At 69.7% G+C, this 19,620-nt stretch carries 23 protein-coding genes and 2 pseudogenes; 2 read left to right on the top strand and 23 right to left on the bottom strand.

All coding sequences use genetic code 11. From position 1 onward, the window contains the following. Window positions 1-91: 91 nt before the first annotated feature. From KSF81_RS31270 to KSF81_RS04635, 7 genes are all read right to left on the bottom strand, one after another. On the bottom strand, window positions 92-409 hold the full coding sequence (locus tag KSF81_RS31270) for a hypothetical protein (RefSeq protein ID WP_309139702.1): 318 nt from the start codon (window positions 407-409) through the stop codon (window positions 92-94). Then, a complete protein-coding gene (locus KSF81_RS04610) occupies window positions 300-1,547 on the bottom strand; it encodes a calcium-binding protein (protein ID WP_217377979.1) in 1,248 nt (415 codons plus the stop codon). Before KSF81_RS04610 ends, KSF81_RS31270 begins: the two co-directional genes overlap by 110 nt. Then, on the bottom strand, window positions 1,445-1,927 hold the full coding sequence (locus KSF81_RS04615) for a hypothetical protein (protein WP_217377980.1): 483 nt from the start codon (window positions 1,925-1,927) through the stop codon (window positions 1,445-1,447). The genes KSF81_RS04610 and KSF81_RS04615 overlap by 103 nt, the downstream gene beginning before the upstream one ends. Continuing rightward, window positions 1,899-3,506, bottom strand: coding sequence for a peroxidase family protein (locus KSF81_RS04620; protein WP_256444304.1), 1,608 nt, complete (start codon window positions 3,504-3,506; stop codon window positions 1,899-1,901). The genes KSF81_RS04615 and KSF81_RS04620 overlap by 29 nt, the downstream gene beginning before the upstream one ends. Beyond that, window positions 3,406-5,013 (bottom strand): peroxidase family protein, encoded by a 1,608-nt coding sequence (locus tag KSF81_RS04625; RefSeq protein ID WP_217377982.1) that lies wholly within the window; start codon window positions 5,011-5,013, stop codon window positions 3,406-3,408. Before KSF81_RS04625 ends, KSF81_RS04620 begins: the two co-directional genes overlap by 101 nt. A 651-nt stretch (window positions 5,014-5,664) precedes the next feature. Continuing rightward, complete coding sequence (locus KSF81_RS04630) at window positions 5,665-6,399, bottom strand: response regulator transcription factor (protein WP_217377983.1); 735 nt, start codon at window positions 6,397-6,399, stop codon at window positions 5,665-5,667. Next, on the bottom strand, window positions 6,371-7,732 hold the full coding sequence (locus KSF81_RS04635; RefSeq protein ID WP_217377984.1) for a cell wall metabolism sensor histidine kinase WalK: 1,362 nt from the start codon (window positions 7,730-7,732) through the stop codon (window positions 6,371-6,373). The genes KSF81_RS04630 and KSF81_RS04635 overlap by 29 nt, the downstream gene beginning before the upstream one ends. A gap of 36 nt (window positions 7,733-7,768) precedes the next feature. On the opposite strand from KSF81_RS04635, the gene KSF81_RS04640 reads away from it, so the two are divergent. Next, window positions 7,769-8,047 (top strand): hypothetical protein, encoded by a 279-nt coding sequence (locus KSF81_RS04640; RefSeq protein ID WP_217377985.1) that lies wholly within the window; start codon window positions 7,769-7,771, stop codon window positions 8,045-8,047. Window positions 8,048-8,328: 281 nt separating this feature from the next. On the opposite strand, the gene KSF81_RS04645 is transcribed toward KSF81_RS04640, so the two are convergent. The 13 genes and pseudogenes from KSF81_RS04645 to KSF81_RS04700 form a co-directional block, all read right to left on the bottom strand. Further along, window positions 8,329-9,678 carry an MFS transporter gene (locus tag KSF81_RS04645; protein WP_217377986.1) on the bottom strand — a complete coding sequence of 450 codons (1,350 nt, stop codon included), beginning with the start codon at window positions 9,676-9,678 and terminating at the stop codon, window positions 8,329-8,331. Window positions 9,679-9,752: 74 nt separating this feature from the next. Beyond that, on the bottom strand, window positions 9,753-10,199 hold the full coding sequence (locus tag KSF81_RS04650) for a nuclear transport factor 2 family protein (protein WP_217377987.1): 447 nt from the start codon (window positions 10,197-10,199) through the stop codon (window positions 9,753-9,755). Window positions 10,200-10,235: 36 nt separating this feature from the next. Beyond that, complete coding sequence (locus tag KSF81_RS04655; protein ID WP_217377988.1) at window positions 10,236-10,835, bottom strand: nitrile hydratase subunit alpha; 600 nt, start codon at window positions 10,833-10,835, stop codon at window positions 10,236-10,238. Then, window positions 10,832-11,137 (bottom strand): SH3-like domain-containing protein, encoded by a 306-nt coding sequence (locus KSF81_RS31860; protein ID WP_375293300.1) that lies wholly within the window; start codon window positions 11,135-11,137, stop codon window positions 10,832-10,834. The genes KSF81_RS04655 and KSF81_RS31860 overlap by 4 nt, the downstream gene beginning before the upstream one ends. Further along, window positions 11,137-11,430 carry an SH3-like domain-containing protein gene (locus KSF81_RS31865; protein ID WP_217377989.1) on the bottom strand — a complete coding sequence of 98 codons (294 nt, stop codon included), beginning with the start codon at window positions 11,428-11,430 and terminating at the stop codon, window positions 11,137-11,139. Before KSF81_RS31865 ends, KSF81_RS31860 begins: the two co-directional genes overlap by 1 nt. 98 nt (window positions 11,431-11,528) lie before the next feature. Then, window positions 11,529-12,137, bottom strand: coding sequence for an SH3 domain-containing protein (locus KSF81_RS31275; protein WP_217377990.1), 609 nt, complete (start codon window positions 12,135-12,137; stop codon window positions 11,529-11,531). Window positions 12,138-12,484: 347 nt separating this feature from the next. Beyond that, window positions 12,485-12,874 carry a DsrE family protein gene (locus tag KSF81_RS04675; protein ID WP_217381566.1) on the bottom strand — a complete coding sequence of 130 codons (390 nt, stop codon included), beginning with the start codon at window positions 12,872-12,874 and terminating at the stop codon, window positions 12,485-12,487. After that, window positions 12,816-13,727 carry a ThiF family adenylyltransferase gene (locus KSF81_RS04680; RefSeq protein WP_375293301.1) on the bottom strand — a complete coding sequence of 304 codons (912 nt, stop codon included), beginning with the start codon at window positions 13,725-13,727 and terminating at the stop codon, window positions 12,816-12,818. The genes KSF81_RS04675 and KSF81_RS04680 overlap by 59 nt, the downstream gene beginning before the upstream one ends. Before the next feature lie 5 nt (window positions 13,728-13,732). Continuing rightward, a pseudogene (dut, locus tag KSF81_RS29095) lies at window positions 13,733-14,180 on the bottom strand (dUTP diphosphatase). Between the two features lie 12 nt (window positions 14,181-14,192). Beyond that, window positions 14,193-15,377: pseudogene (gene coaBC / locus KSF81_RS04685) on the bottom strand (bifunctional phosphopantothenoylcysteine decarboxylase/phosphopantothenate--cysteine ligase CoaBC); the annotation flags it as partial. 54 nt (window positions 15,378-15,431) lie between these two features. Next, window positions 15,432-15,860, bottom strand: coding sequence for a TauD/TfdA family dioxygenase (locus KSF81_RS04690; protein ID WP_217377991.1), 429 nt, complete (start codon window positions 15,858-15,860; stop codon window positions 15,432-15,434). After that, the gene (locus KSF81_RS04695) at window positions 15,844-16,317 is read right to left on the bottom strand and encodes a TauD/TfdA family dioxygenase (protein ID WP_217377992.1); all 474 of its coding nucleotides are present in this window, start codon (window positions 16,315-16,317) and stop codon (window positions 15,844-15,846) included. Before KSF81_RS04695 ends, KSF81_RS04690 begins: the two co-directional genes overlap by 17 nt. Before the next feature lie 11 nt (window positions 16,318-16,328). Then, window positions 16,329-17,300: a tripartite tricarboxylate transporter substrate binding protein gene (locus KSF81_RS04700; RefSeq protein WP_217377993.1), complete on the bottom strand. Its 972-nt coding sequence runs from the start codon at window positions 17,298-17,300 to the stop codon at window positions 16,329-16,331. Window positions 17,301-17,437: 137 nt separating this feature from the next. On the opposite strand from KSF81_RS04700, the gene KSF81_RS04705 reads away from it, so the two are divergent. Beyond that, window positions 17,438-17,839, top strand: a complete 402-nt coding sequence (locus KSF81_RS04705) for a hypothetical protein (protein WP_217377994.1) — start codon at window positions 17,438-17,440, stop codon at window positions 17,837-17,839. A 13-nt stretch (window positions 17,840-17,852) separates the two neighbouring features. On the opposite strand, the gene KSF81_RS04710 is transcribed toward KSF81_RS04705, so the two are convergent. The 3 genes from KSF81_RS04710 to KSF81_RS04720 all read right to left on the bottom strand — a co-directional run bounded on the left by KSF81_RS04710 (window position 17,853) and on the right by KSF81_RS04720 (window position 19,618). Beyond that, on the bottom strand, window positions 17,853-18,827 hold the full coding sequence (locus tag KSF81_RS04710; RefSeq protein ID WP_217377995.1) for a glycosyltransferase family A protein: 975 nt from the start codon (window positions 18,825-18,827) through the stop codon (window positions 17,853-17,855). Between the two features lie 185 nt (window positions 18,828-19,012). After that, complete coding sequence (gene grxD / locus KSF81_RS04715) at window positions 19,013-19,351, bottom strand: Grx4 family monothiol glutaredoxin (protein ID WP_217377996.1); 339 nt, start codon at window positions 19,349-19,351, stop codon at window positions 19,013-19,015. Between the two features lie 33 nt (window positions 19,352-19,384). Further along, window positions 19,385-19,618: a BolA family protein gene (locus KSF81_RS04720; protein ID WP_217377997.1), complete on the bottom strand. Its 234-nt coding sequence runs from the start codon at window positions 19,616-19,618 to the stop codon at window positions 19,385-19,387. Window positions 19,619-19,620 lie beyond the last annotated feature (2 nt).

Below are 19,620 nucleotides of genomic sequence, written 5' to 3' on the forward strand. Positions count from 1 at the left end.
TCCCGCGGCAGGTGCCGCATCGGCTGGGCTTGCCGTGCTGGCCAGTCGATGCGGCTTCCGAGCCTGGCGGCCCGGAAGCCGTCTGGCCGCTTCAGGCCGCGAGGATGAAGTCGCTCGCGGTGATGGTGCTCGCGCCCACGCCGACGAGCGTGATCGAGTTGCCGGCGATGGTGATCAGCGTATCGGCTCCGGCCTGGACAACCGACACCCCTGCGAAGGTGGCCTCGGTGATGCCGAGCGCCGAGATGTCGAGCAGATCCTGGCCGCCGGCGGGGTTGGAGTCGAAGGCCGTGACCTGGTCATGCCCGAAGCCTGCCCCGAAGACGAAGATGTCGTTGCCGGCCCCGCCGGTGAGCAGGTCGTTGCCGGCGCCGCCGATGTAGCGGTCGTTGCCGGCCCCGCCGATCAGCGTATCCGCGCCATCGCCCCCCGTCCAGGGTGTCGTCGCCCGTGCCGCCCCAGATCCGGTTGGCATCGGCATTGCCGAAGCCGGTGAAATTCCCGGACCCGGAGTAGACGAGGTATTCGACATTGCTGCCTATGGTATAGCTCGACAGCGTGGTCTCGACCCTGTCCGTGCTGCCTTCACCGGCACGCTCGATCACGACATCGCCCAGATCATCGACGATGTAGGTGTCGTTGCCGAGGCCGCCCTCCATCCAATCCGCGCCGGCACCGCCATTCAGCAGGTCCTGCGCATTGCCGCCATAGAGCGTGTCGTTGCCATCGCCGCCATTCAGCGTGTCATTGCCGTTGTTGCCGAAGGCAATGTCGTTGAAGCCGGTCAGTGTGACGTTGTCGGCCGTGTTGCCGAGGCCGACGAACCGGTCGCCGACCGTTCCCGTCGGTGCCGAGATGACCCGCTCCGTCATGCCGCCATTGTCGACGAAGGTGATGGCGACCCGGAGCTGCTGGCCGATCTGCGCCTGGCCGGGCATGAAGGATGCGCCCGTTGCCCCCGCGATATCCACCCAGGCTGCATTGTCGAAGGCCTGCCACTGGTAGGTGAAGGCAACATCCACAAGGCCGTCGAGGTCGATGATCCCGGCGGTCAGGGCCGTCAGCGCCTGGCCTTTCGTGGGTGCCGCGATATCGATGGATGCGGAGCCCGACACCGGCCGGTTCAGCACGAAGTCGCCGTCGGCGAAGCGCATCATCTCGATGTTCCGCAGCGTATCCGTGCCATCGGCCTGCGTGCCGCGGGCATGCACGATGGTGACCGAGCCGTCGGAGTTCTTGATCACATCGTAGTTCACGCGGAGATCGGAGAACACGGCCGTGTCGATGTCACCCTCCTCGCCGCCATCCAGGATCTCCCGGACGATGACAAGCTGGCCCGGGTTGATCTCCCTTGAGAAGATCCTTGCCTGAAGCTCGGAAAGGCTGTCGGCAGACGCGATCTCCTTGTCGGGGTCGTTCCTGTCCCGCACGCTGATCCGCACATTCAGCCAGGCATCGCCATCGATGATGTCGTTGCCGGCCTTGCCCTCGATCGTGTCGTTGCCGGCGCCGCCCAGCAGGATGTCCGAGGCATCGCTGGTGTCCATGACAATGGCATCCGGATTGCTTTCATCCCAATCCAGATGGCTGACCAGCTCGCGCAGGCCCGCAATCCGGGCCACGCCCGATTCCAGGAGCGCGTTCGAGTAGGAGGCAAGCGGTGCATTCGGCCCGGGGATGGCCGCACCACCCCCCCCGCCTCTCCGATGGCGCCGGTGACGAAGGCCCTGCCGATCAGGGTGTCGTCATGCACCCAGCCCGACAGGCCCTCCACCAGGTCGAAGCGGTCACGCAGGATGAACTGCTCCTGGTTGACGAAGATGGGGATGCCAAGGTCGGAGTTGGCAGCCTGGTTGTTGCCTTTGTGGATCGCCCAGTCGAAGCCGGCCATGCCGTTGTTACGCTGGATGCCCTCGCCCTGGAACATGATGTCGTCGCCCGATTCGGCGTCGTAGTCGGTGTCGCCGCTCTGTCCGTTGAGGACGTCGTGGCCGATGATGGTGCTGTTGAAGAACAGTTCGGGAATTGTCGCCCGCCAAGGTATCGAAGCGGTCGCCGCCCTCGATCCAGTCATCGCCCTCGTTGCCGAGGAGGAAGTCACCGCCGCTGCCGCCCAGGATGAAGTCACCCTCGGTACCGCCGAAGACCTGCTTGCCATCCGGACCGGCGACGAGGAAATCCGATCCCTCATTGCCGAAGACCAGGGCGAGGCCGCTGCCACCATGGATGACATCGTTTCCGGCTTCGCCATGCAGCATGTCGGTGAAGCCGATATCGGTGCCGGCATTGACGATGATATCGTCGCCGTCGCCGCCATGGACCTTGTCCACGCCGTAGCCGGCCTCGAGGTAGTCATCGCCGCCACGTCCCCAGACCGCATCGTCGCCACCGCCGGAGATAATGGTGTCATTCTCCTCCGTGCCGCCGATGACGACGTGATCGAGGCCGTTGTATGCAATGAAATCCGTGTTGCCGTCGCCGTCGAGGTCCTTGCGGACCACGAGCGGCGCAAGCGCGTCGAGCACCGGATTCGCCGGGGTCCGCGTCGGGTCCTCGCCGAGTTGCTTCGACTTGTCCATCTCGAGGATGATGCTCACCGCGGCAAACAGGTCTGCGGGCAGGGCCGTTGCGCCGTCGTCGCCGAGGTCGGTGTTGCGCATCGCGAGCTTGGCGAAGGAGTTGCCCTCCAGCTCGTTGAGCAGGTTGAGGCCCTGGGCGCGTGACAGGTAGTAGAACCGGTCGGCGTCCTGCAGGCTTTCCAGCGTCATCTGGAAGACGAAGCTGAAGGTCGAGCCGAGCATGCCGCCGAAGGACATCTTCTTCTCGGCCAGGCCGCCGATCCAGAAATCGATGAGGTCGAGCCCGGTTTCCTTGCCGGCCCAGGCGCCGGTGCTGTTCAGGTAATCGACCCGGTCCGATGGCGCTCCGGTGCCGCCCAGGACCAGGTTGGTGGCTGCCGCACGCTTGCCATCGAGGGTCGTCGCGCCGGCGATCGTGGCATGGGTGCCGTAGGCCGCGATGAAGTTGATGATCGAGGCCGGGTTCTTGAGGTTCATCGCGAAGTCGACCCAGCTCTCATAAGGCTTGAGCTGCGTATCGTTGGTCGCCTCGAAGAACGTCTCACGCGCCGCGTTGAGCGAAGGCATGCCGGCATCGCGGCCGCGGGCGATGTTGATCGCGGCGAGGTCAAGCGGCAGGCCAAGGAGGTTGCTGCGGAGCGCGGGCGTGACGAACTCGTCGATCTCGTTGCCGACCTGCCGGCTCATGCCGCGGATGATCGCTCCGGCCGCCTGGTCCGCCGTCCCGGCATTGTCGATTCGAGGGGGTTGAGGAAGGCCTGGATCAGCCCGATGTCGTCCTCGACGGGCTTGCCGTCCACCATCCTGATCCGCGCCACGTCCTCGTTCAGCATCGAGTGCCCGAAGCGATAGACGACATGCGCGATTCCGCGGTGATGGCGGGATCGATATCGACCGACGGCTCGAACACGAACGCGTCGATGTCAGGCTGCATCTTGCGGGCGAATTCCTCGAAGACGAGGTGCTGGTACTCCATCTCATTGACGAAGCGGCCGGCCTGGAACAGGCGCTCGCCGTCCCAAACCAGCGCCGCCCTGTCTGCCTCCGTCTCCGGGATCGTAGCCACGTCGACGAGCAGCCACTCGTTGAGGAAGTCGAGATCGCCCGATTCCAGGGCGAGCTTCTTGGTCTCCTCGACGAGGCGGTTATGCTCGGAATGGAAGACATGGTGGACCGCCGTGAGGCCGATATTCTCGTTGCCGCGGCCGTCACCGGTGATGTAGTGCGCGTCGAGCAGCTCGTTGTCGTAGGCGAGCTTGTTGCCGAAGAGGTCGGTCGGAAGGCCCGCATTGCCGGCTTCGCTGTCGGCATCGGCGGCCAGTGTGCCATCGCCCTTGGTGACCGGCACCGCGTTGTGCGCGATATCGTCGAGGAAGGCATGGCCGGTGCGGAAGGCGCCGAGCGCGCTCGGATCCACCGGGCTGGAGGGATTGCCCTCGGTCAGCACGTCATCCGCGGTCCCGAACAGGTTGTCCGGGCCGAGGCCGGTGACAAGCTGCGGGTAGCCATTGGCGCCGGGGATGAAGTTGCCATAGGCATCGGCGACGATCAGCGGGATGTTGCCGATATCGAGGTCGGTCAGCTCGATGCCGAGGACTTCCCGGGCCTGCTCCTTGATGTCCGCCCAGGTGGCGAGGCCACCCTTGCTGCCTTCGAGCAAATTGCCCGTGGCGATGGGCTTGCCCTCCGGCCCCAAGATGTATTCGCGCATGAAGACCTGCTTCGAGGCATGCGAACCATAGGTCTGGTTCTGGTCGATCCAGGGCGTCGTCCTGTTGACCGGGTCTTCCGACGCGCGCGTCAGCACCATGAAATTGGTATGGCCGCCGGGCACATAGAGCGGGTCGTCGGGCTGCAGCGGGATATAGACCGTGCCGTTTCCGCCTTTGGTGACGAGGTCGAGGCCGTGGTCGAAGAACTGGCCGAACAGCGTCATCCAGCCGTTGAAGGGGGAGGAGAGCCCCTCATCGGGCGAGACGTTCGGAAGGAACACCAGGTCCGGCGTGTCGGGATTGCCGTCGTGGTCGATCCTGAAGGCGTCACCGCTCATGGCAGCGAGCGCCGCAGGATTGGCGGCGGTCTGGTCGACGATGAGGTTGGAGATGATCCGGGGGTCGGCATCAGCCACGTCCCGGGTGGGCGCAGATGCGCCGTAGTCGTTGTTGGTCAGCACGCTGCCCGGGCCGAACGCGATGCTGTCGTCGCCCTCGTTCCGATAGGCCGGGGTGAGCAGTTCCTTGAACGGCTGGTCGGCGGCGCCCCAATCTTCGCGGCCGGGGATCAGGTTGTTGTAGCTGCCATCCACGGTGCGCAGCCCATAGGGCAGAAGCGGGTCGCCGACCAAGGAGGCCAGGTCGCCACCGGCCGCATGTGCCTCCGCAATTTTGATCTGCTGCAAGATAAATTGGAGGTCGTGCTTGACGATGTTCACCATTGTCTCTGTCCTCTCCCGGCGCATTGCCAATGAAGCAATGGCTATTGCTTGCCTCGGGCGGATGGTTGGGAAGGCAAGAACCTGAGCAGCGATGGAGGGATTGGCCAAACTGGCCAAAGGGCTCCGCAAAAAGACAGAACATTCAGACCTTCATACTCGGCCTGTTTTGTAAATCGTTCCGAATTTCGGCGGTTACCCCGCACTCCATGCTTGCTGGTGCTTCTACCCGTGAGGGTTGACCTTCATTTCCGTCGCCGATTGCCTGCCGATTGATACGGGGGGCGGTGGATTTTTGTGATTCACGACATTGGCATTAAATTTTCGACATAGATCAGAAGTTGACCAAATTGCGCCGGATGGATCGGCATCGGAAGATTCCGAGCCGCTATGCAACCTTAACGGGTGATTTCCTGCGCAGAGACTCTACCGAAAGGGGCAATCTTGCCAGGCAAGAGCCTTGGCGGGCCGGGAGTCCCAACCTGGATCATCCAGGAGTTGGTGATTTCCGATAGAACGGTAAGGAAATGGTTAGAACTTGGAGAGAGTCCTGCAACCGCCTGGCGCCACTCGCCCAGACCCCGCACGGCCACACCACAACCCTACGCTGCGCGTACCGCCAACCGCAGGGCCCGGCGATACGGGAGGGCTGGCCTATCGCTCGGATCCGGAGGGTTGCGCGGCAGTGGCCCTCGCCGCTGGCTCGGCGGCGAGCCGGTAGCCGAAGCCCCGCATCGTATGGATCAGGGGCATCGCCTCGCCCTCGTCCAGCTTCTGGCGGAGGTAGCGGATATAGACATCCACGACCTTCGTGCCGGGATCGAAGCCGTAGCCCCAGACATTGGCCAGCAACCGGGAGCGGCTTACGGCCTGGCCCTTGCTCAGCATGAGGAATTCGAGCAGCGCGAATTCCTTCGCGGTCAGCTCGATCTCCCGCCCGCCCCGCCTGGCGCGGCGTGTCCTCGGGTCCAATTCCAGGTCGCCGACGCGGAGCGCCGGCTCCGGACCCGGGCCCGCCGCGATGCGCCCCCGCCGCACGAGGGCCTCCACGCGGGCGACCAGCTCGTCGAAGGCGAAGGGCTTGGTGAGGTAGTCGTCGGCGCCCCCGCCGCGCAGCCCCTCGATCTTGTCGCTGAGCGCGTTCCTCGCCGTCAGCAGCAGCACCGGCGTGGTCAGGCCCCGCCCGCGCAGCGCCCGGCAGAGCCCGAGCCCGTCGCCCGAGGGCAGCATGCGGTCGAGCACGAGCAGGTCGTGATCGGCCGCAAGCGCGCGCGCCAATCCATCCGGAACGTCGCTGGCGACCTCCACGAGATGGCCCTCGGCCTCCAGGCCGCGCTGCACGAAATCCGCGATCCGCGGATCATCCTCGACCAGCAGTATCCTCGCCATTCCCCAGACCATCCGCCATTATGGGCAGGCGCAGCCGGACCTCGGTCGGCCCTTGCGGCGCGCTGCGCAGTGAGATGCCGCCGCCGTGCCGCTCGATGATCCACTTCGCGATCGACAGGCCGAGGCCGCTGCCATCGGCCCGGCAGGACCGCGCGTTGCGGCCGCGGAAGAACCTTTCGAAAGCCCGGTCGAGTTCCTCGGGGGCGAGCCCCGGCCCCGTATTGGCGATCGCCACCTCCGCCCAGCCGGGCTCGGCCACCGTGACGCGGACCTGCACCGGCGCCGCCGCATCGCCGTATTTCAGCGCATTCTCCACCGCGATCAGGACCGCCTGCTTCAGGCGCTGGGGATCGGCATCGACCGGGATCGGCTCCTCCGGCCATTCGCCGTCGAGGAAATCCTCGGGCCTGCGGCCTGTCAGTGCCGCGCCCTCCTCCACCGCCTCCGCCACCACATCCTGCAACGCGACGGGCTCGGGCGCGAAGGCGGTGATCTCCGCCTCGGAGCGTGCCAGGAACAGCAGGTCGCCGACCAGGCGGTCCATCAGGGTTGCCTGCCGCACCACCATCTCGAGCGCGCGCTCCACCATGCCGGGCGGGGCGCGGCCACGCAGCGCAAGCTCGGCCTCGCCGCGCAGCACCGTCAGCGGCGTGCGCAACTCGTGGCTCAGATCCGCCAGGAACCGCGCCCGCGTATGGTCCACCTGCCGCAGCCGGAGATTCGCTTCCTCCAGCTCCAGGGTGCGCCGCCGCACTTCCTCCTCGAGCCCATGGCGGGCCCGGAGCAGCGCCTCGCGCTGCGTGCCGAGCTCCATCGCCATGGCATCGAAGCGCAGGGCGAGCGCACTCAGCTCTCCCCCGTTCCTGACCTCGCCCGCGACCCGGCGGCCGAGGTCGCCGGCGCCGATCGCCGCCGCCGCCTCGGCCAGCGCGGCGATCGGCTGCATCAGCGAACGGCGCAATTGCCAGCCCGCCAGCAGCGTGGCGCCGAGCGCGAGCAATGAAACCAGGCCGGTGGTCCAGGCCATCTGGTGGCGCCGCCAGGTCGCCATGGCCTCGGCTTCGGCCACCTCGCTGCGCACCTCCGCCAGGGCCTCCGCGAGCAGGCGGTCCAGCTCGGCATCCAGGCGTTCCTCGATCTCGTCGCGGAACAGCGCCACGGCCTGTTCCTGCCGCCCCTCGGACCGCAGGGCGAGCACCCGCTCGGCCGCACGGTCCACCTGGCGATAGAGTCTCCAGACCACTTCCAGCCGCCGCTGCTCCCGCAGTTCCTGTTCCAGATCCTCGCCGCCGGCCACGAAGAATTCGACCCCTGCCGCCGTGACCCGCTCCAAGTCGGCGAAGCCGCGCTCCAGATCGGCGCGGGCATCGTGCAGTTCCTGGAGCTGCGCGCTCCCGAGCAGCAGAAGCTCCCCAAGCTGCTCGGAATAGCGATGGGCATTGCCGGTGACCTCGGCCGTCGCCGCGATTGCAGCCGGGCCAGCCGGACCCGCCTGGAATGCCAGTCCGTCATGGAGATGAGCAACGCCGCCTCGCCCGCCATCAGCAGGACGGCGAGCACAACCAAGGTCTGCAGCGCAGCGATGCGCGCCCGGATGCTCACGCCACGCCACAGTCCCAGGCGCATCACCACCGGGCGGCACCGATGATGGAGGGGGCCGTGGCAACCGGGCCGGGAGCCGCGGCAAAGCCTGAACCAGTAGGCACGGCCCGCACCAGCGCCGCGTTGCTGGCCCATCGGGGATTGCGGCTGCCAGGGCGGAACGTCATGCGGGTCTGTCCTGACCTGGCCTTCGGCGGGTACGGCCATCACGCCGCGCCTGCGGCTTGTTTCGCCACCATCGTAGTATATTGCGGGCTAATTTTCTACCAATGGTGTCGGCGCCGCGCCGCAGCCCGATCCTGCAACCCAGGCTGCCAGCCCATGCGTTCAGCGCCGCCGCCGTCGCGAAAGGCTGAGCCCCGCCGCCGCCAGGGCGAAGCCGACGCCGGCGCCAAGCGCCAGACGCGGCCCGCCCGGTCCCGCGATCTGGAAGGCCAGCGCCAGGGTGGTGGTGCCAAGCGTGGTGCCGAGCAGCCGCGCCGTCGCCTGCATGCCCCCCGCGCCGCCGCTGCGCGATTTCGGCGGGGCCGAGAGCATGGTGCGGTTGTTGGGCGTCTGGAAGGCGCCGAATCCGGTGCCGCAGAGCGCCACCACGCTGCCGAGCAGCAGGGTTTCCCCGGCGGCCGGCAGCACCGCCAGCAGCGCCAGCCCGGTCGCCATCAGCCCCATGCCCGCGGCGCAGATCAGCGCGCTCGGCACCCGGTCCGACAGGTGCCCGGCCAAGGGTGCCGCGATGGCGATGGCGAGCGGCCAGGGCGTCATCAGCAGCCCGGTTTCCACCTGGCTGCGCCCGGCCGCCTGCAACAGGAAGGGCAGCGCCAGGTAGCTCGCATACCAGGCGGCGAAGCCGCAGACCGAGGCGCCGACGGCGAAGGCCACCTCGCGGATGCGCAGCAGGTCCAAGGGCAGCAGCGGCGCGGGCTGGGTGCGTTGCCGCCGCACCAGCCAGAAGCCGGCCCCCAGCCCCGCCGCCATCAGCGGCAGCGCCGTTGCGGTTGCCGTCAGCAGCAGGTTGAGGCCGAGGAAGAACAGGCCGAAGGCCAGGATGTTCAGCACCGTCCCGGGCAGGTCGAAGCGCCGCCCGCTGCCGCGCGGGTCCGGCAGCGCCCGGATGCCGATCGCCAGCCCCACCAACGCCACCGGCACATTCACCAGGAACAGCCAGTGCCAGGGCGCCAGCGCCAGGATCGCCGCGGCAAGGGAGGGCGCCGAGGCGCTGGAGACCGCCACCACCATGGCATTGAAGCCGATCGCCCGGCCGAGCTGGCTGGCCGGGTAGGTATACCGGATCAGCCCGCCGGTCAGGCTCATCACCGCGGAGGAGCCGAGCCCCTGCATCACCCGGCAGGCCAGCAGCGCCTCGAAATCCGGGGCCTGGCTGGCGCCGAGCGAGGCCAGGCCGAAGATCCCGAACCCCGTCAGGAAGACCCGGCGGAAGCCCAGCGTCTCCCCCAGCGAGGCCAGCGGCAGCAGGGTGGTCACGACTGTCAACTGATAGGCATTGAGCAGCGAGGTGGCGCGCGCCGGGGAGACGCCGAGGTCGCGCGCGATGCCCGGCAGCGCCACGCCCAGCATGGTGCCATCCAGCACCGTCATGGCGATGGAGAGCAGGATGGCGAGGATCGCGGCATAGCGGCGCGGCGTCGGCAATCCGTCCGAAGGGTCGTGCTGGGTCATGCGCGGCTGGAGCGCCTGGTGCTTTCTGCCAAGGCCCCGCGTGCTACCGCCGGCCGGGATTCTGCGATGGGAAGTTAGCTGCCGCCACCGGGAGCGGGCGGGTGGAGCGCGGCGAGCACCGCGGCGGTATCGTAGTATTCACGGAATTCCAGGATGCGCCCGTCGCGGATGCGCATGATATCGACCTTGGGGAGCTCAAGCTCGGCCCCCGTCGCCAGGAAGCGGGCACGGCCGCGGGCCATGATGGTGACCCATTCGCCCTCCGGGATCACCTGCTCGACCGCATAGCCGGTGATCCGCAGCACCGCGTCCAGTCGGGCGAAGTAGTCCTCCACCCCGGCGCGGCCGCGACGGGTGCCGCCCCAGGGGATCTCCGGCCCCGCCACCGAGGTCCAGACCACATCCTCCGCCAGTGCATCCAGCACCGCGGCACGGTTGCCGCGGCCGTATTCGTCGTAGAGCCGGGACTGCTCGGCCAGGCTCCTCTGGGTCAGCGCGAAGACGGCGGCGAAGTCGTTCATCGGCTTGGTCCTTCCGGTTCCGCCGCGCCAGGGCTTTCAGGCGGCAGCCGCGGCCGGCTGTTGCGGCAGCGCCACGCCCACCAGCGCATCGCGGGTGACGATGGCGGCGAGCTGGTCCTCGCTCCAGCCCTCGGTGCCGGCGGGGCGCATGGGCAGCACCATCCAGCGGTAATCCGCGGTGCTGTCCACCACGCGGATCTCCATGCCCTCCGGCAGGACGGTGCCCCATTCCGCCAGCACGCCGCGCGGGTCGCGCACGGCGCGGGAGCGGTAGGCGAAGGATTTGTACCAATGCGGCGGGTAGCCGAGCACGGCGCGCGGGTAGCAACTGCACAGGGTGCAGACCACCAGGTGATGGCGCGCCGCCGTATCCTCCAGCACGCCGAGCGGCGGGGCGCCGGCCATGGAAACCCCCATTCGCTCCGCGGCCTGGGCGCCGTCGCGCAGCAGCAGCGCACGGTATTCCGGGTCGAGCCAGGCGCGGGCCACCATGCGGGCGCCGGTTTCCGGGCTGGCGCGGTCGGTGCTGGCCTGGCGGGCGGCGAGTTCCTCCTCGGAGACGATGCCCTTGGCCTTCAGGGCGGCGATCAGCGCTTCCAATTGCGCCAGGGATTCGCGGCGGGCGGGCGGGCTCATGCGGCCTCCTGCGCCGGGTTTTCCGGCTCCAGCCAATGTTCGAAGATCTCGACCAGCACCTCGTCGCCGGGGCGGCCTTCCTGGAAGATCGGCGGCTGGTCGAACAGCACATGATACAGCACGCGCTTTGGCGCCGGGCGGGCGAAGGCCAGGTCCTCGGGATTGGCGAAGCGGCCGAGCACGCGCTGCACCGTGCCGCTGCGGCCGCGCAGGTAGTGCGGCGTGCGGATGTGGCAGGGGCCGCGGCGCTCCGGCCAGTCGTCCTTGACGCGCACGCGGGTGCCGGGGGCGAGTTCGGCCATCAGCGCAACTCCTCCGCCTGCACCACGCCCTTCTCCAGCATCAGCGTGGTGATGGAACGCAGCCAGCGCTCGTAATAGGTGAGCGCGAGGTATTCCTCCTCGGGGATGGATTCGATGCCGCGGCGCAGCTCGTCCACCGTCATCAGCTTCTTCTGGGCCAGAAGCTGGCGCAGCGCATCAACGCGCTTGCCGAAGGCATCCGGCGGTTCCTCGTCCCGTTCCACCGGCGTGCAGCGGAAGCGGGGGACGCCGCCCATGTCATGGGTGGCGGGGGTGCGGTCGGGGTCGCTCATGGGGAGAGGCTAGGGCGATCGGGCGGCGGCCGTCCAGCGGCCTGATTTGGTGGGCCGATTCACCTGCCGCCCGGAAACCAGGCGTCAGGATCGGGCCGCTAGTTGATCGCCTCGTCCGGCGTCACGCCCCAGATCTCGGACCGCTTGATGTAACCGCGATGATCGGCCACCCGCACCTCGCACCAGGGGCTGCCGGCCTCGCATTGCCGGAGCGTGCCGATGACCCCTGGCTGTAGGCGGGCGACGGCGGGGGCGCCTTCCTCCGGCCGGCGGCGCAGCAACCGCTCCCCGCCCTGCACCAGGAAGGTGCGGCGGGCGCTGAGCAGCGGGCGCTGGACCCAGCCCTCGGTCCCCTCGGGGTCGCGGATGCGGCGCCAGATCTGGTGTTCCCCCACGATCTGCACCGGCAGGTCGCGGCGCTGATAGGTCCATTCCACGCGATAACGCAGATCCGGCCCGATCCGCATGTTCACTTGGCTGGAGCCAAGGGCGGCGAAGCGCGGCAGCGGCAGGCCGGTGACGTCGCCAACGCTCGGCCGGGGCGGGGTGGGTGGCGCCACGGGTTCCGGCGGCCGGACAACGCCGGCGGTGGCGGCAGCCCCGGCGGCGGCACCCGCGGCGGCTCCGGCGGCGCGGCGGCCCTGGCCGACGGGTGCCTGGCCGGCGGCCGGGCGCTGCGCGCTGGTGCTGCCGGGGCGTGGCTGCACGACCGGCGGGGCGGAGGGTGTGCGGGGCCTGGACGTGGCGGGGGCTGCGGGCGGGCGCGGCGGGGTTGGCGCCGCGGCCTGCGGCCGTGCCGGGGCGGTGGCGCCCTGCGCTGGCCGTGAGGGCTGGGCGGCCGGCCGGGAGGGTGCCGGTTGCGGCGCCGATTCGGCTGCCCCCGGGGGCTGCGGCGGCGGCATCGTGGTCTGGCGGCCGAGGCTCGATTGCGCTCCCGCCGGGGAGGCGAGCAACATCCAGGGCAGCAGCAGTGCGGGCAGGAGGCGGTGGTTCACACCCCCCCGCATGCCAAGCCTGGCCCCGACTGGTCAAGTTATGGTTGGTCACGCGCGGGTCATAGGGAAACACTCTGGCCATCCCCCAGTGCCGCAAGGAAGGTTGCCACCCCCGCCACTTCCACCCCCGGCGCCAGCGCCGCGCCGGTAAGGTCCTCGGCCCGCAGCCCGGCCTCGCAGGCGATGCGCCGGATGCCGAGTTCCACCGCCGCCGGCAGCAAGGTGGCGATGCCGGCGACGCCGCGCGCCTCCAGCGCCGCCTCGCGCGGGTCCGCCAGCAGCGGCGAGGGGTCGAGGAACAGCCGGCAGCCGGCATTGGTGGCGAAAAGCACCACCTCCCGCCCCAGCGCCGCGGCGCCGGCGGCCAGCACCAGCGCATAATGCGCCCGCTCATGCCCGCCCGAGAGCAGCAGGATGCCGAGGGTCCTGGCCGGCGGCCCTGCCGCCATGCTCACGCGGCGCAGACCGCCGGCGCGGGGTTGCGGTGCCGGGAGAGGTCGCGATCGAGGCATCCTCCCCGCAGAGCGCGCATTCCGGGTCGCGCCGCAGCCGCACCGTGCGGAACCGTGCATCCAGCGCGTCCCAGAGCAGCAGCCGGCCGGACAATGTCTCGCCGATGCCGAGGATCAGCTTCAGCACCTCGGTCGCCTGCAAGGTGCCCATCACGCCGGTGACGGCGCCGAGCACGCCGGCTTCCGAGCAGCTCGGCACCAGCCCCTCCGGCGGGATCTCCGGGTGCAGGCAGCGGTGGCAGGGATGTGGCGGGCCGAGATGCGAGCGGAAGACCGAAAGCTGCCCCTCGAAGCGCAGCACCGCCGCCGAGACCAGCGGCCGGCCGAGCAGGTGGCAGGCATCGCCCAGCAGGAAGCGGGTGGCGAAATTGTCGGTGCCGTCGCAGACCAGGTCGTAGCGCGGGATCAGCTCCTGCGCGCTCTCCGCGTCCAGCCGGACCGCATGGGTTTCCACCCGCGTCTCCGGGTTGAGCGCAGCCAGCGTCTCCGCCGCGCTTTCCGCCTTGTTGCGGCCGATGCGGGCGGTGGTATGCGCCACCTGGCGTTGCAGGTTGGAGAGTTCCAGCCGGTCGTGGTCGATCAGCCCGATGGTGCCCACCCCCGCCGCTGCGAGATAGAGCGCCAGCGGCGAGCCGAGCCCGCCCGCCCCCACCACCAGCACCCGCGCGGCACGGAGGCGGGCCTGGCCCTCGGCGCCCACCTCCTGCAGCAGGATGTGGCGGGAGTAGCGGTGCAATTCGGCATCGGTGAAATCGAGGTCCATGGCGGCGATATGGGGCGGCGCGGGCATCGGCGCTAGCGCGTTCCCGTGCTGCCGAAGCCGCCGGTGCCACGGGTGCTGTCGGGCAGCGCCGCCACCTCCCGCCAGGCGGCACGCGTCACCGGGGCCAGCACGGCCTGGGCGATGCGCATGCCGCGCTCCACGGTGAAGGGTTCCGTGCCGGCATTCAGGAGGATGACCTGCAATTCCCCCCCGGTAGTCCTCGTCGATCGTGCCGGGGCTGTTCGGCACCAGGACGCCGTGCTTCAGCGCCAGGCCAGAGCGCGGCCGGATCTGCAATTCATGCCCCTCCGGCAGGGCGATGCGGAGCCCGGTCGGCACCAGGGCGCGGCCACCCGGCGGCACCAGCAGCGGCTCCGTCACCGCCGCCAGCAGGTCCATTCCCGCCGCACCCTCGGTGGCATAGGCGGGCAGCGGCAGGCCCTCGGCATGCGGCAGGCGCAGCACCGCGATCTCATTCATGCCCCCCGGCTCCGCGATCGTCTCCGCGATCCGCTGCGCCAGGCGTTCCGCCACCGCCGCTTTCGGCATTTCCGGCCAGTCCTCCACGCCCATGGCGGTGATGAGATGCACCCGGTTCGCCTCGCCGCCCATGACATCGCCGGAGACGTCGTTGGCCACGATCCAGTCGCAGCCCTTGCGGGCGCGCTTCGCCATGGCGTGCTCCACCACCCGCTCGGTCTCCGCGGCGAAACCCACCACCAGGCCGGGCCGCCGCGCATGGGCGGAGAGGGTTGCCAGGATGTCCGGGTTCAGTGCCATGGCGAGGGTCGGCGCCGCCCCGCCCGGCTCCTTCTTCAGCTTCTGGCCGGATTCCCGCGCCACCCGCCAATCGGCGACCGCGGCGGCCATGACGGCGATATCGGCGGGCAGCGCCGCCTCGCAGGCGGCCAGCATCTCGCGCGCGGATTCGATGCGCCGCACCGTCACGCCCGGCGGGTCCGGCACCATGACCGGGCCGGAAACCAGCGTAACCCGCGCGCCCAGCGCCGCCAACGCCGCGGCGATGGCATGGCCCTGCTTGCCGCTGCTGCGGTTGGCGATGTAGCGCACCGGGTCGATCGGCTCATGCGTCGGGCCGGAGGTGACGAGGGCATGCCGCCCGGCGAGCGGCAGGCCGGCGGGGGCGAGCCGGGCCTGGACCGCCGCCAGGATCTCGGCGGGTTCGGCCAGCCGCCCGGGGCCGCTTTCCGGCTCCGCCATCTCGCCCACGCCTGGGCCGACCACGCCCACGCCACGCGCCACCAGCGCCGCCATATTGGCTGACGTGGCGGGGTGTTCCCACATCGCCGGGTTCATCGCCGGCGCCACCAGCACCGGCGCGCGGGTCGCCAGCAGCACGGTGCTGGCCAGGTCATCCGCCAGTCCCGCCGCCATCTTCGCCAGGAGATCGGCCGAGGCCGGGGCCACCACCACCAGGTCAGGCAGCCGGGCCAAGCGGATATGGCCGATCTCGGCCTCCGCCGCCCAGAGGTCGTCATGCACGCGCTGGCCGGTGATGCCCGCCAGCGCCTCCCGCGTCACGAAACGCGCGCCGCCGGCGGTGAGGATGCCGGTGACGGCGGCACCCTCGCGCCGCAGCAGGCGGGTCAGTTCCAGCGCCTTGTAGGCGGCGACGCTGCCCGCGATGACCAGGAGGATGCGCTTGCCCATGAGCATGGGTGCAAGCCTAGACGGAAGCGGGGCGGCTGTCGCGCCCCCGCAAGCCGGGGTTCAGACCGGCCGGTCGCCCTTCACCGTGACCCGGTTGCCGTAGCGGGTATGCGGCCAGTAGTCCCACATGGCGCGGTGCTGGGCGCAGCGGTTGTCCCAGAAGGCGATGGAATTCTCGCGCCAGCGGAAGCGGCACTGGAACAGCGGGTTGGCCATGTGCTCGAAGAGGTAGTTCAGCACCCCCGTGCTCTCATCCACCGGCAGGTCGAGGATGCGGCGGGTGAAGCCCTTGTTGACGTAGAGCGCCTTCTTGCCCGTCACCGGATGGGTGCGGATCACCGGATGCACCGCGCGCGGATAGGCCGGCTTGTCCTTCACGCCGAAATTCGCATAGGTGCCGCGGTAATTCTCCTCGCCGTCATGCAGCGCGGTCAGCCCTTCGAGATAGGCTTTCATGCGGTCCGACAGCGCATCATAGGCGGCATACATGCTGGCAAACAGCGTGTCGCCGCCGCGCGGGGGGGCATTGCCGGATATAGAGGATGCTGCCCATCGGCGGCTCCTCGTCGCAGGAGACGTCGGAATGCCAGCCCTCGCCATTGGCGCGCGGGCTGTCCTTGTCGGCCTTGATGATCATCAGCGCGGGGTGGCCGGGCTCGGAGGGTGCCGCGGGGTGGATGTGGAGCTCGCCGAAATGCCGGCCGAAATCCAGGTGCTGCTCCTGCGTCAGGTGCTGGTCGCGGAAGAAGATCACCAGGTTCTCGGCGAGCGCCCGGTGGATCTCGTCCATCTGCTGGTTGGAGGGGCGGGCCAGGTCCACGCCGCCGATCTCGGCGCCGATGATCGGCGTCAGCTTGTCGATGGTGATGGTCTCATAGGGCGCGGCCTCGTCCGCCGCGTGCTTGTAGCGCGGGCCGGTCCAGCGCGGATGCGGGATGGTGTTCATGGCTTTGCTCCCTATTCCAGCCGGAGGCCGGCATCGCGGATGATGCGGCCCCAGCTTGCGATCTCGCTGATGGTGAAGGCCTGGAATTCCTCCGGTGTCGCCGGCGGCTCGCGCGAGCCGCCCATCTGGTCCAGCCGCGCCCGCACATCGGGCATCCGGAAGGCGGCCAGGATATCGCGTTGGATCTTCGCCACCACCGCCGGCGGCGTGGCGCGCGGCGCATAGAGGCCGGACCAGGTGGTGAATTGCAGCCCGGGCAGCCCCGCCTCCAGGCAACTCGGCACCTCCGGCACGGCGGGGTGGCGCTCGGGGTAGGAGACCGCCAGCGCATGCACCTCGCCCCGGTCCACCAGCGGCTTGGCGCCGACGATATCCACGGACATCATGGAGATGCGGCCATTCAGCAGGTCCGGGAAACCCGCCTGGTTGCCGCGATAGCCGACATGGGTGAACTCCACCCCCGTCAGCATGCGGAACAACTCGGAGGCGACGCGGGAGGGCACGCTGCCCTCGCCGTAATTGTGCCGCCCTGGTTCCGCCCGCAGCCGCTCGATCAGCGCGCCGAGGCTGGTGGTGCCGAGCCCCTTATGCGCCATCACCACGAAGGGCGAATTGCCGAAGCGCGTCACCGCGGCGAAATCGCCGACCGGGTCGTAGGTCAGCCGCTCATAGAGCGCCGGGTTGGCGGCATGGGTCATGGCCGAGGTCGCCAGCAGCGTCAGCCCATCCGGCTTCGCCCGCGCCACCATCTGGCAGGCCAGCACGCCATTGCCGCCGCCCCGGTTGTCGATGACCACCGGCTTGCCCCAGAGCTGCGCCAGCTTGTCGGCGAAGAGCCGGCTGGTGATGTCCACCGAGGATCCCGCCGGCAGCGAGGTGACGATCGTGACCCGGTCCTGCGGCCATTCGCCGGTCTGCGCCCGCAGGCCGGGCGCAATGGCGGCGGTGGCGAGGCCACCGAGCAGGGCGCGGCGACTGGCCAAGCCTGGTCTCCCCTGATCCGTTTCCTGTCCCGGTCTCCGCCGGGACGGAAAGGCTAGACCCGGAACCGCCGGGGCGCCAGCCTGGGCAGCCCCGGCCCGGCCCCGCAATCCGGCCCCGCAACAAGGAAACGCCCCGCATGACCGACCCCTTCGATCCCGCCGCGCATCCCGCCGCGGTGGCCGAGGCCATCGCCACGCTCGACCGCTTCCTCGCGGCGCTCAATGCCGGCGATGCCGCGGCCCTGGCGGAGACGCTGCATTTCCCGCATTACCGGCTGGCCGGCGGCCGGGTGACGGTCTGGCAGGATATCGCCGGCTACATGGCGCAATCCCGCAACCGCCTCGGTGCCGAGTGGCACCGCTCGGTCTGCGACTTCCGCCGCCCGGTCGCCGCCGCCCCGGACAAGGTGCATCTGGATGTGCAATGGACGCGGCTGCGCGCCGATGGCTTGCGCATCACCAGCTTCCGCGCGCTCTGGGTGATGGCACTGCTGGAGGGGCGCTGGGCGGCGCAGTTCCGCTCCAGCTTCGGCGCCTGAGGCGCCGGCGGCGTCAGCCGGGATAGGCCGTGAAGGGTCCATGCAGCGGCCGCGGCAGCACCGGCAGGGCATGCGCCGCGGCCAGCAGCAGCGCCCGCTTCGGCGAGGGCGCGGCGAGGAGCGAGGCGCGCAGCCTGGCCAGCCCCGCCTCCCGCTCGCCATGCCGGATCAGTTCGCGGCCGATGATCCAGGCATTCTCCGCCTCCGAGCGGCGCCGCAGCGCCCGCAGGCGGCTGACGCCAAGGCGCTCGGCCAGGAGCGGGTTGCCGAAGATCGCCCGCATCGCCGGGGCGAAGGCCGCGGGGTCATGGGCCATGCGGTGATAGGCGCTGCCGCTGCGCTGGCGGACGAAGAGCAGCGGCTCCTGCCCCGGCACGGTCACGAAGGGACCCTGCAGGGCCAGGCGGATCCAGTATTCCCAGTCCTCGCCGTAGCGGAGATGCGCCAGGAAGGGGCCGGCGCGCAGCACCGCCTCCCGCCGCAGCAGCAGGTGGCCGCCATTGGCAAAGAGGTTCTGCACCAGCAGGTGCCGCAGGATGTCACCGGCCGGGAAGGGGCCGGACTTCAGCCGGAGCGGCGGGTCGCCCGGCCCTGCATCCTCCGCCATGAAGGCATAGGGGCCATAGGCGCCGACCGCCCCCGGCGCCGCATCGAGCGCGGCAGCGAGGCGGGACAGCGCATCGGGCGCCAGCCAGTCATCGGCATCGAGGAACAGGATGCAATCGCCCCGCGCCTCGGCCATGGCCAGGCTGCGGGCAGCGGAAACGCCGGCATTCGGCTGGCGCAGCAGCCGGATGCGCGGGTCCGGGCGGGCGGCGACCACCTTCGCGGTGCCGTCGCGGGAGCCGTCATCCACCACCACCGCTTCCCAGTCCGGGAAATCCTGCGCCAGCACGCTGTCGAGCGCCGTGCCGATGAAGCGGGCGACATCGAAGGCCGGAATCAGGATGGAGATGGCGGGGGCGGGAGTGGCGAGGTCACGGTGCACGGGCGCTCCGTGCCATGAAGCGGGGCGCCGTGGTGGTCACACCCGCGCGGCCGCGCGCAGATGTGTAGTCAGTGGGGACCGGCTGGGATGGCCGAAGGCGACCGCCCCCGCCAGCGCCGCGGCATCGCCGGGGAACCCCGGCAGCGCCCGAAGCGGGCGCCACCGGGCAGCCCCGGCGCCTGGCGTCACGCCTCGGCGGAGACCGGGATGCCCTTGTCCTTCAGCATGGATTGCAACTCGCCGGCCTGGAACATCTCCATGATGATGTCGCAGCCGCCGACGAACTCGCCATTCACGTAAAGCTGCGGGATGGTCGGCCAATTGGCATAGGCCTTGATCCCCTCGCGGATCTCCATGTCCTCCAGCACATTCACGCCCTTGAAGGGCACGCCGATGTGGCTGAGGATCTGCACCACGCGGGCGCTGAAGCCGCATTGCGGGAAGACCGGGGTGCCCTTCATGTAGAGCACGACCGGGTTCGACTTGATGTCGCTTTCGATGCGTTCGAAGGCCGGGTTGGTCATCGGGATACTCTCCTTTCGGTCGGCGCGGGGGTGCTATTCGGGGGCCGAGGTCTGCAGCGCGAGGGCGTGCAGTTCACCACCCATCCGGCCGCGCAGCGCGGCATAGACCAGCTGGTGCTGCTGCACGCGGCTCTTGCCGCGGAAGGCTTCGGAGACGACGGTGGCGGCATAGTGGTCGCCATCCCCCGCCAGGTCCTCGATGGTGACGCGGGCATCGGGCAGGGCTTCCCTGATCAGCGCCTCGATCTCCGCCGGCTGCATCGCCATTC

Origin of the sequence: Siccirubricoccus sp. G192 (genome assembly GCF_019084075.1) — a bacterium.
In the GTDB taxonomy this organism is placed as follows: Bacteria; Pseudomonadota; Alphaproteobacteria; order Acetobacterales; family Acetobacteraceae; genus G192.

Bases quoted from the DNA above. Each gene is read 5' to 3' on its own strand.
- KSF81_RS04655 (WP_217377988.1), bottom strand. From the start codon at position 10,835: ATGAGCCCGCCCGCCCGCCGCGAATCCCTGGCGCAATTGGAAGCGCTG.
- KSF81_RS04690 (WP_217377991.1), bottom strand. From the start codon at position 15,860: ATGTATGCCGCCTATGATGCGCTGTCGGACCGCATGAAAGCCTATCTC.
- KSF81_RS04625 (WP_217377982.1), bottom strand. From the start codon at position 5,013: ATGGTGAACATCGTCAAGCACGACCTCCAATTTATCTTGCAGCAGATC.
- KSF81_RS04705 (WP_217377994.1), top strand. From the start codon at position 17,438: ATGACCGACCCCTTCGATCCCGCCGCGCATCCCGCCGCGGTGGCCGAG.
- KSF81_RS04615 (WP_217377980.1), bottom strand. From the start codon at position 1,927: ATGTTCCAGGGCGAGGGCATCCAGCGTAACAACGGCATGGCCGGCTTC.
- KSF81_RS31860 (WP_375293300.1), bottom strand. From the start codon at position 11,137: ATGGCCGAACTCGCCCCCGGCACCCGCGTGCGCGTCAAGGACGACTGG.
- KSF81_RS04630 (WP_217377983.1), bottom strand. From the start codon at position 6,399: ATGGCGAGGATACTGCTGGTCGAGGATGATCCGCGGATCGCGGATTTC.
- grxD (WP_217377996.1), bottom strand. From the start codon at position 19,351: ATGACCAACCCGGCCTTCGAACGCATCGAAAGCGACATCAAGTCGAAC.
- KSF81_RS04645 (WP_217377986.1), bottom strand. From the start codon at position 9,678: ATGACCCAGCACGACCCTTCGGACGGATTGCCGACGCCGCGCCGCTAT.
- KSF81_RS04610 (WP_217377979.1), bottom strand. From the start codon at position 1,547: ATGGACACCAGCGATGCCTCGGACATCCTGCTGGGCGGCGCCGGCAAC.
- KSF81_RS04680 (WP_375293301.1), bottom strand. From the start codon at position 13,727: ATGCCCGCGCCGCCCCATATCGCCGCCATGGACCTCGATTTCACCGAT.
- KSF81_RS04720 (WP_217377997.1), bottom strand. From the start codon at position 19,618: ATGGCGATGCAGCCGGCGGAGATCGAGGCGCTGATCAGGGAAGCCCTG.
- KSF81_RS04650 (WP_217377987.1), bottom strand. From the start codon at position 10,199: ATGAACGACTTCGCCGCCGTCTTCGCGCTGACCCAGAGGAGCCTGGCC.
- KSF81_RS04675 (WP_217381566.1), bottom strand. From the start codon at position 12,874: ATGGCGGCAGGGCCGCCGGCCAGGACCCTCGGCATCCTGCTGCTCTCG.
- KSF81_RS04695 (WP_217377992.1), bottom strand. From the start codon at position 16,317: ATGAACACCATCCCGCATCCGCGCTGGACCGGCCCGCGCTACAAGCAC.
- KSF81_RS31865 (WP_217377989.1), bottom strand. From the start codon at position 11,430: ATGAGCGACCCCGACCGCACCCCCGCCACCCATGACATGGGCGGCGTC.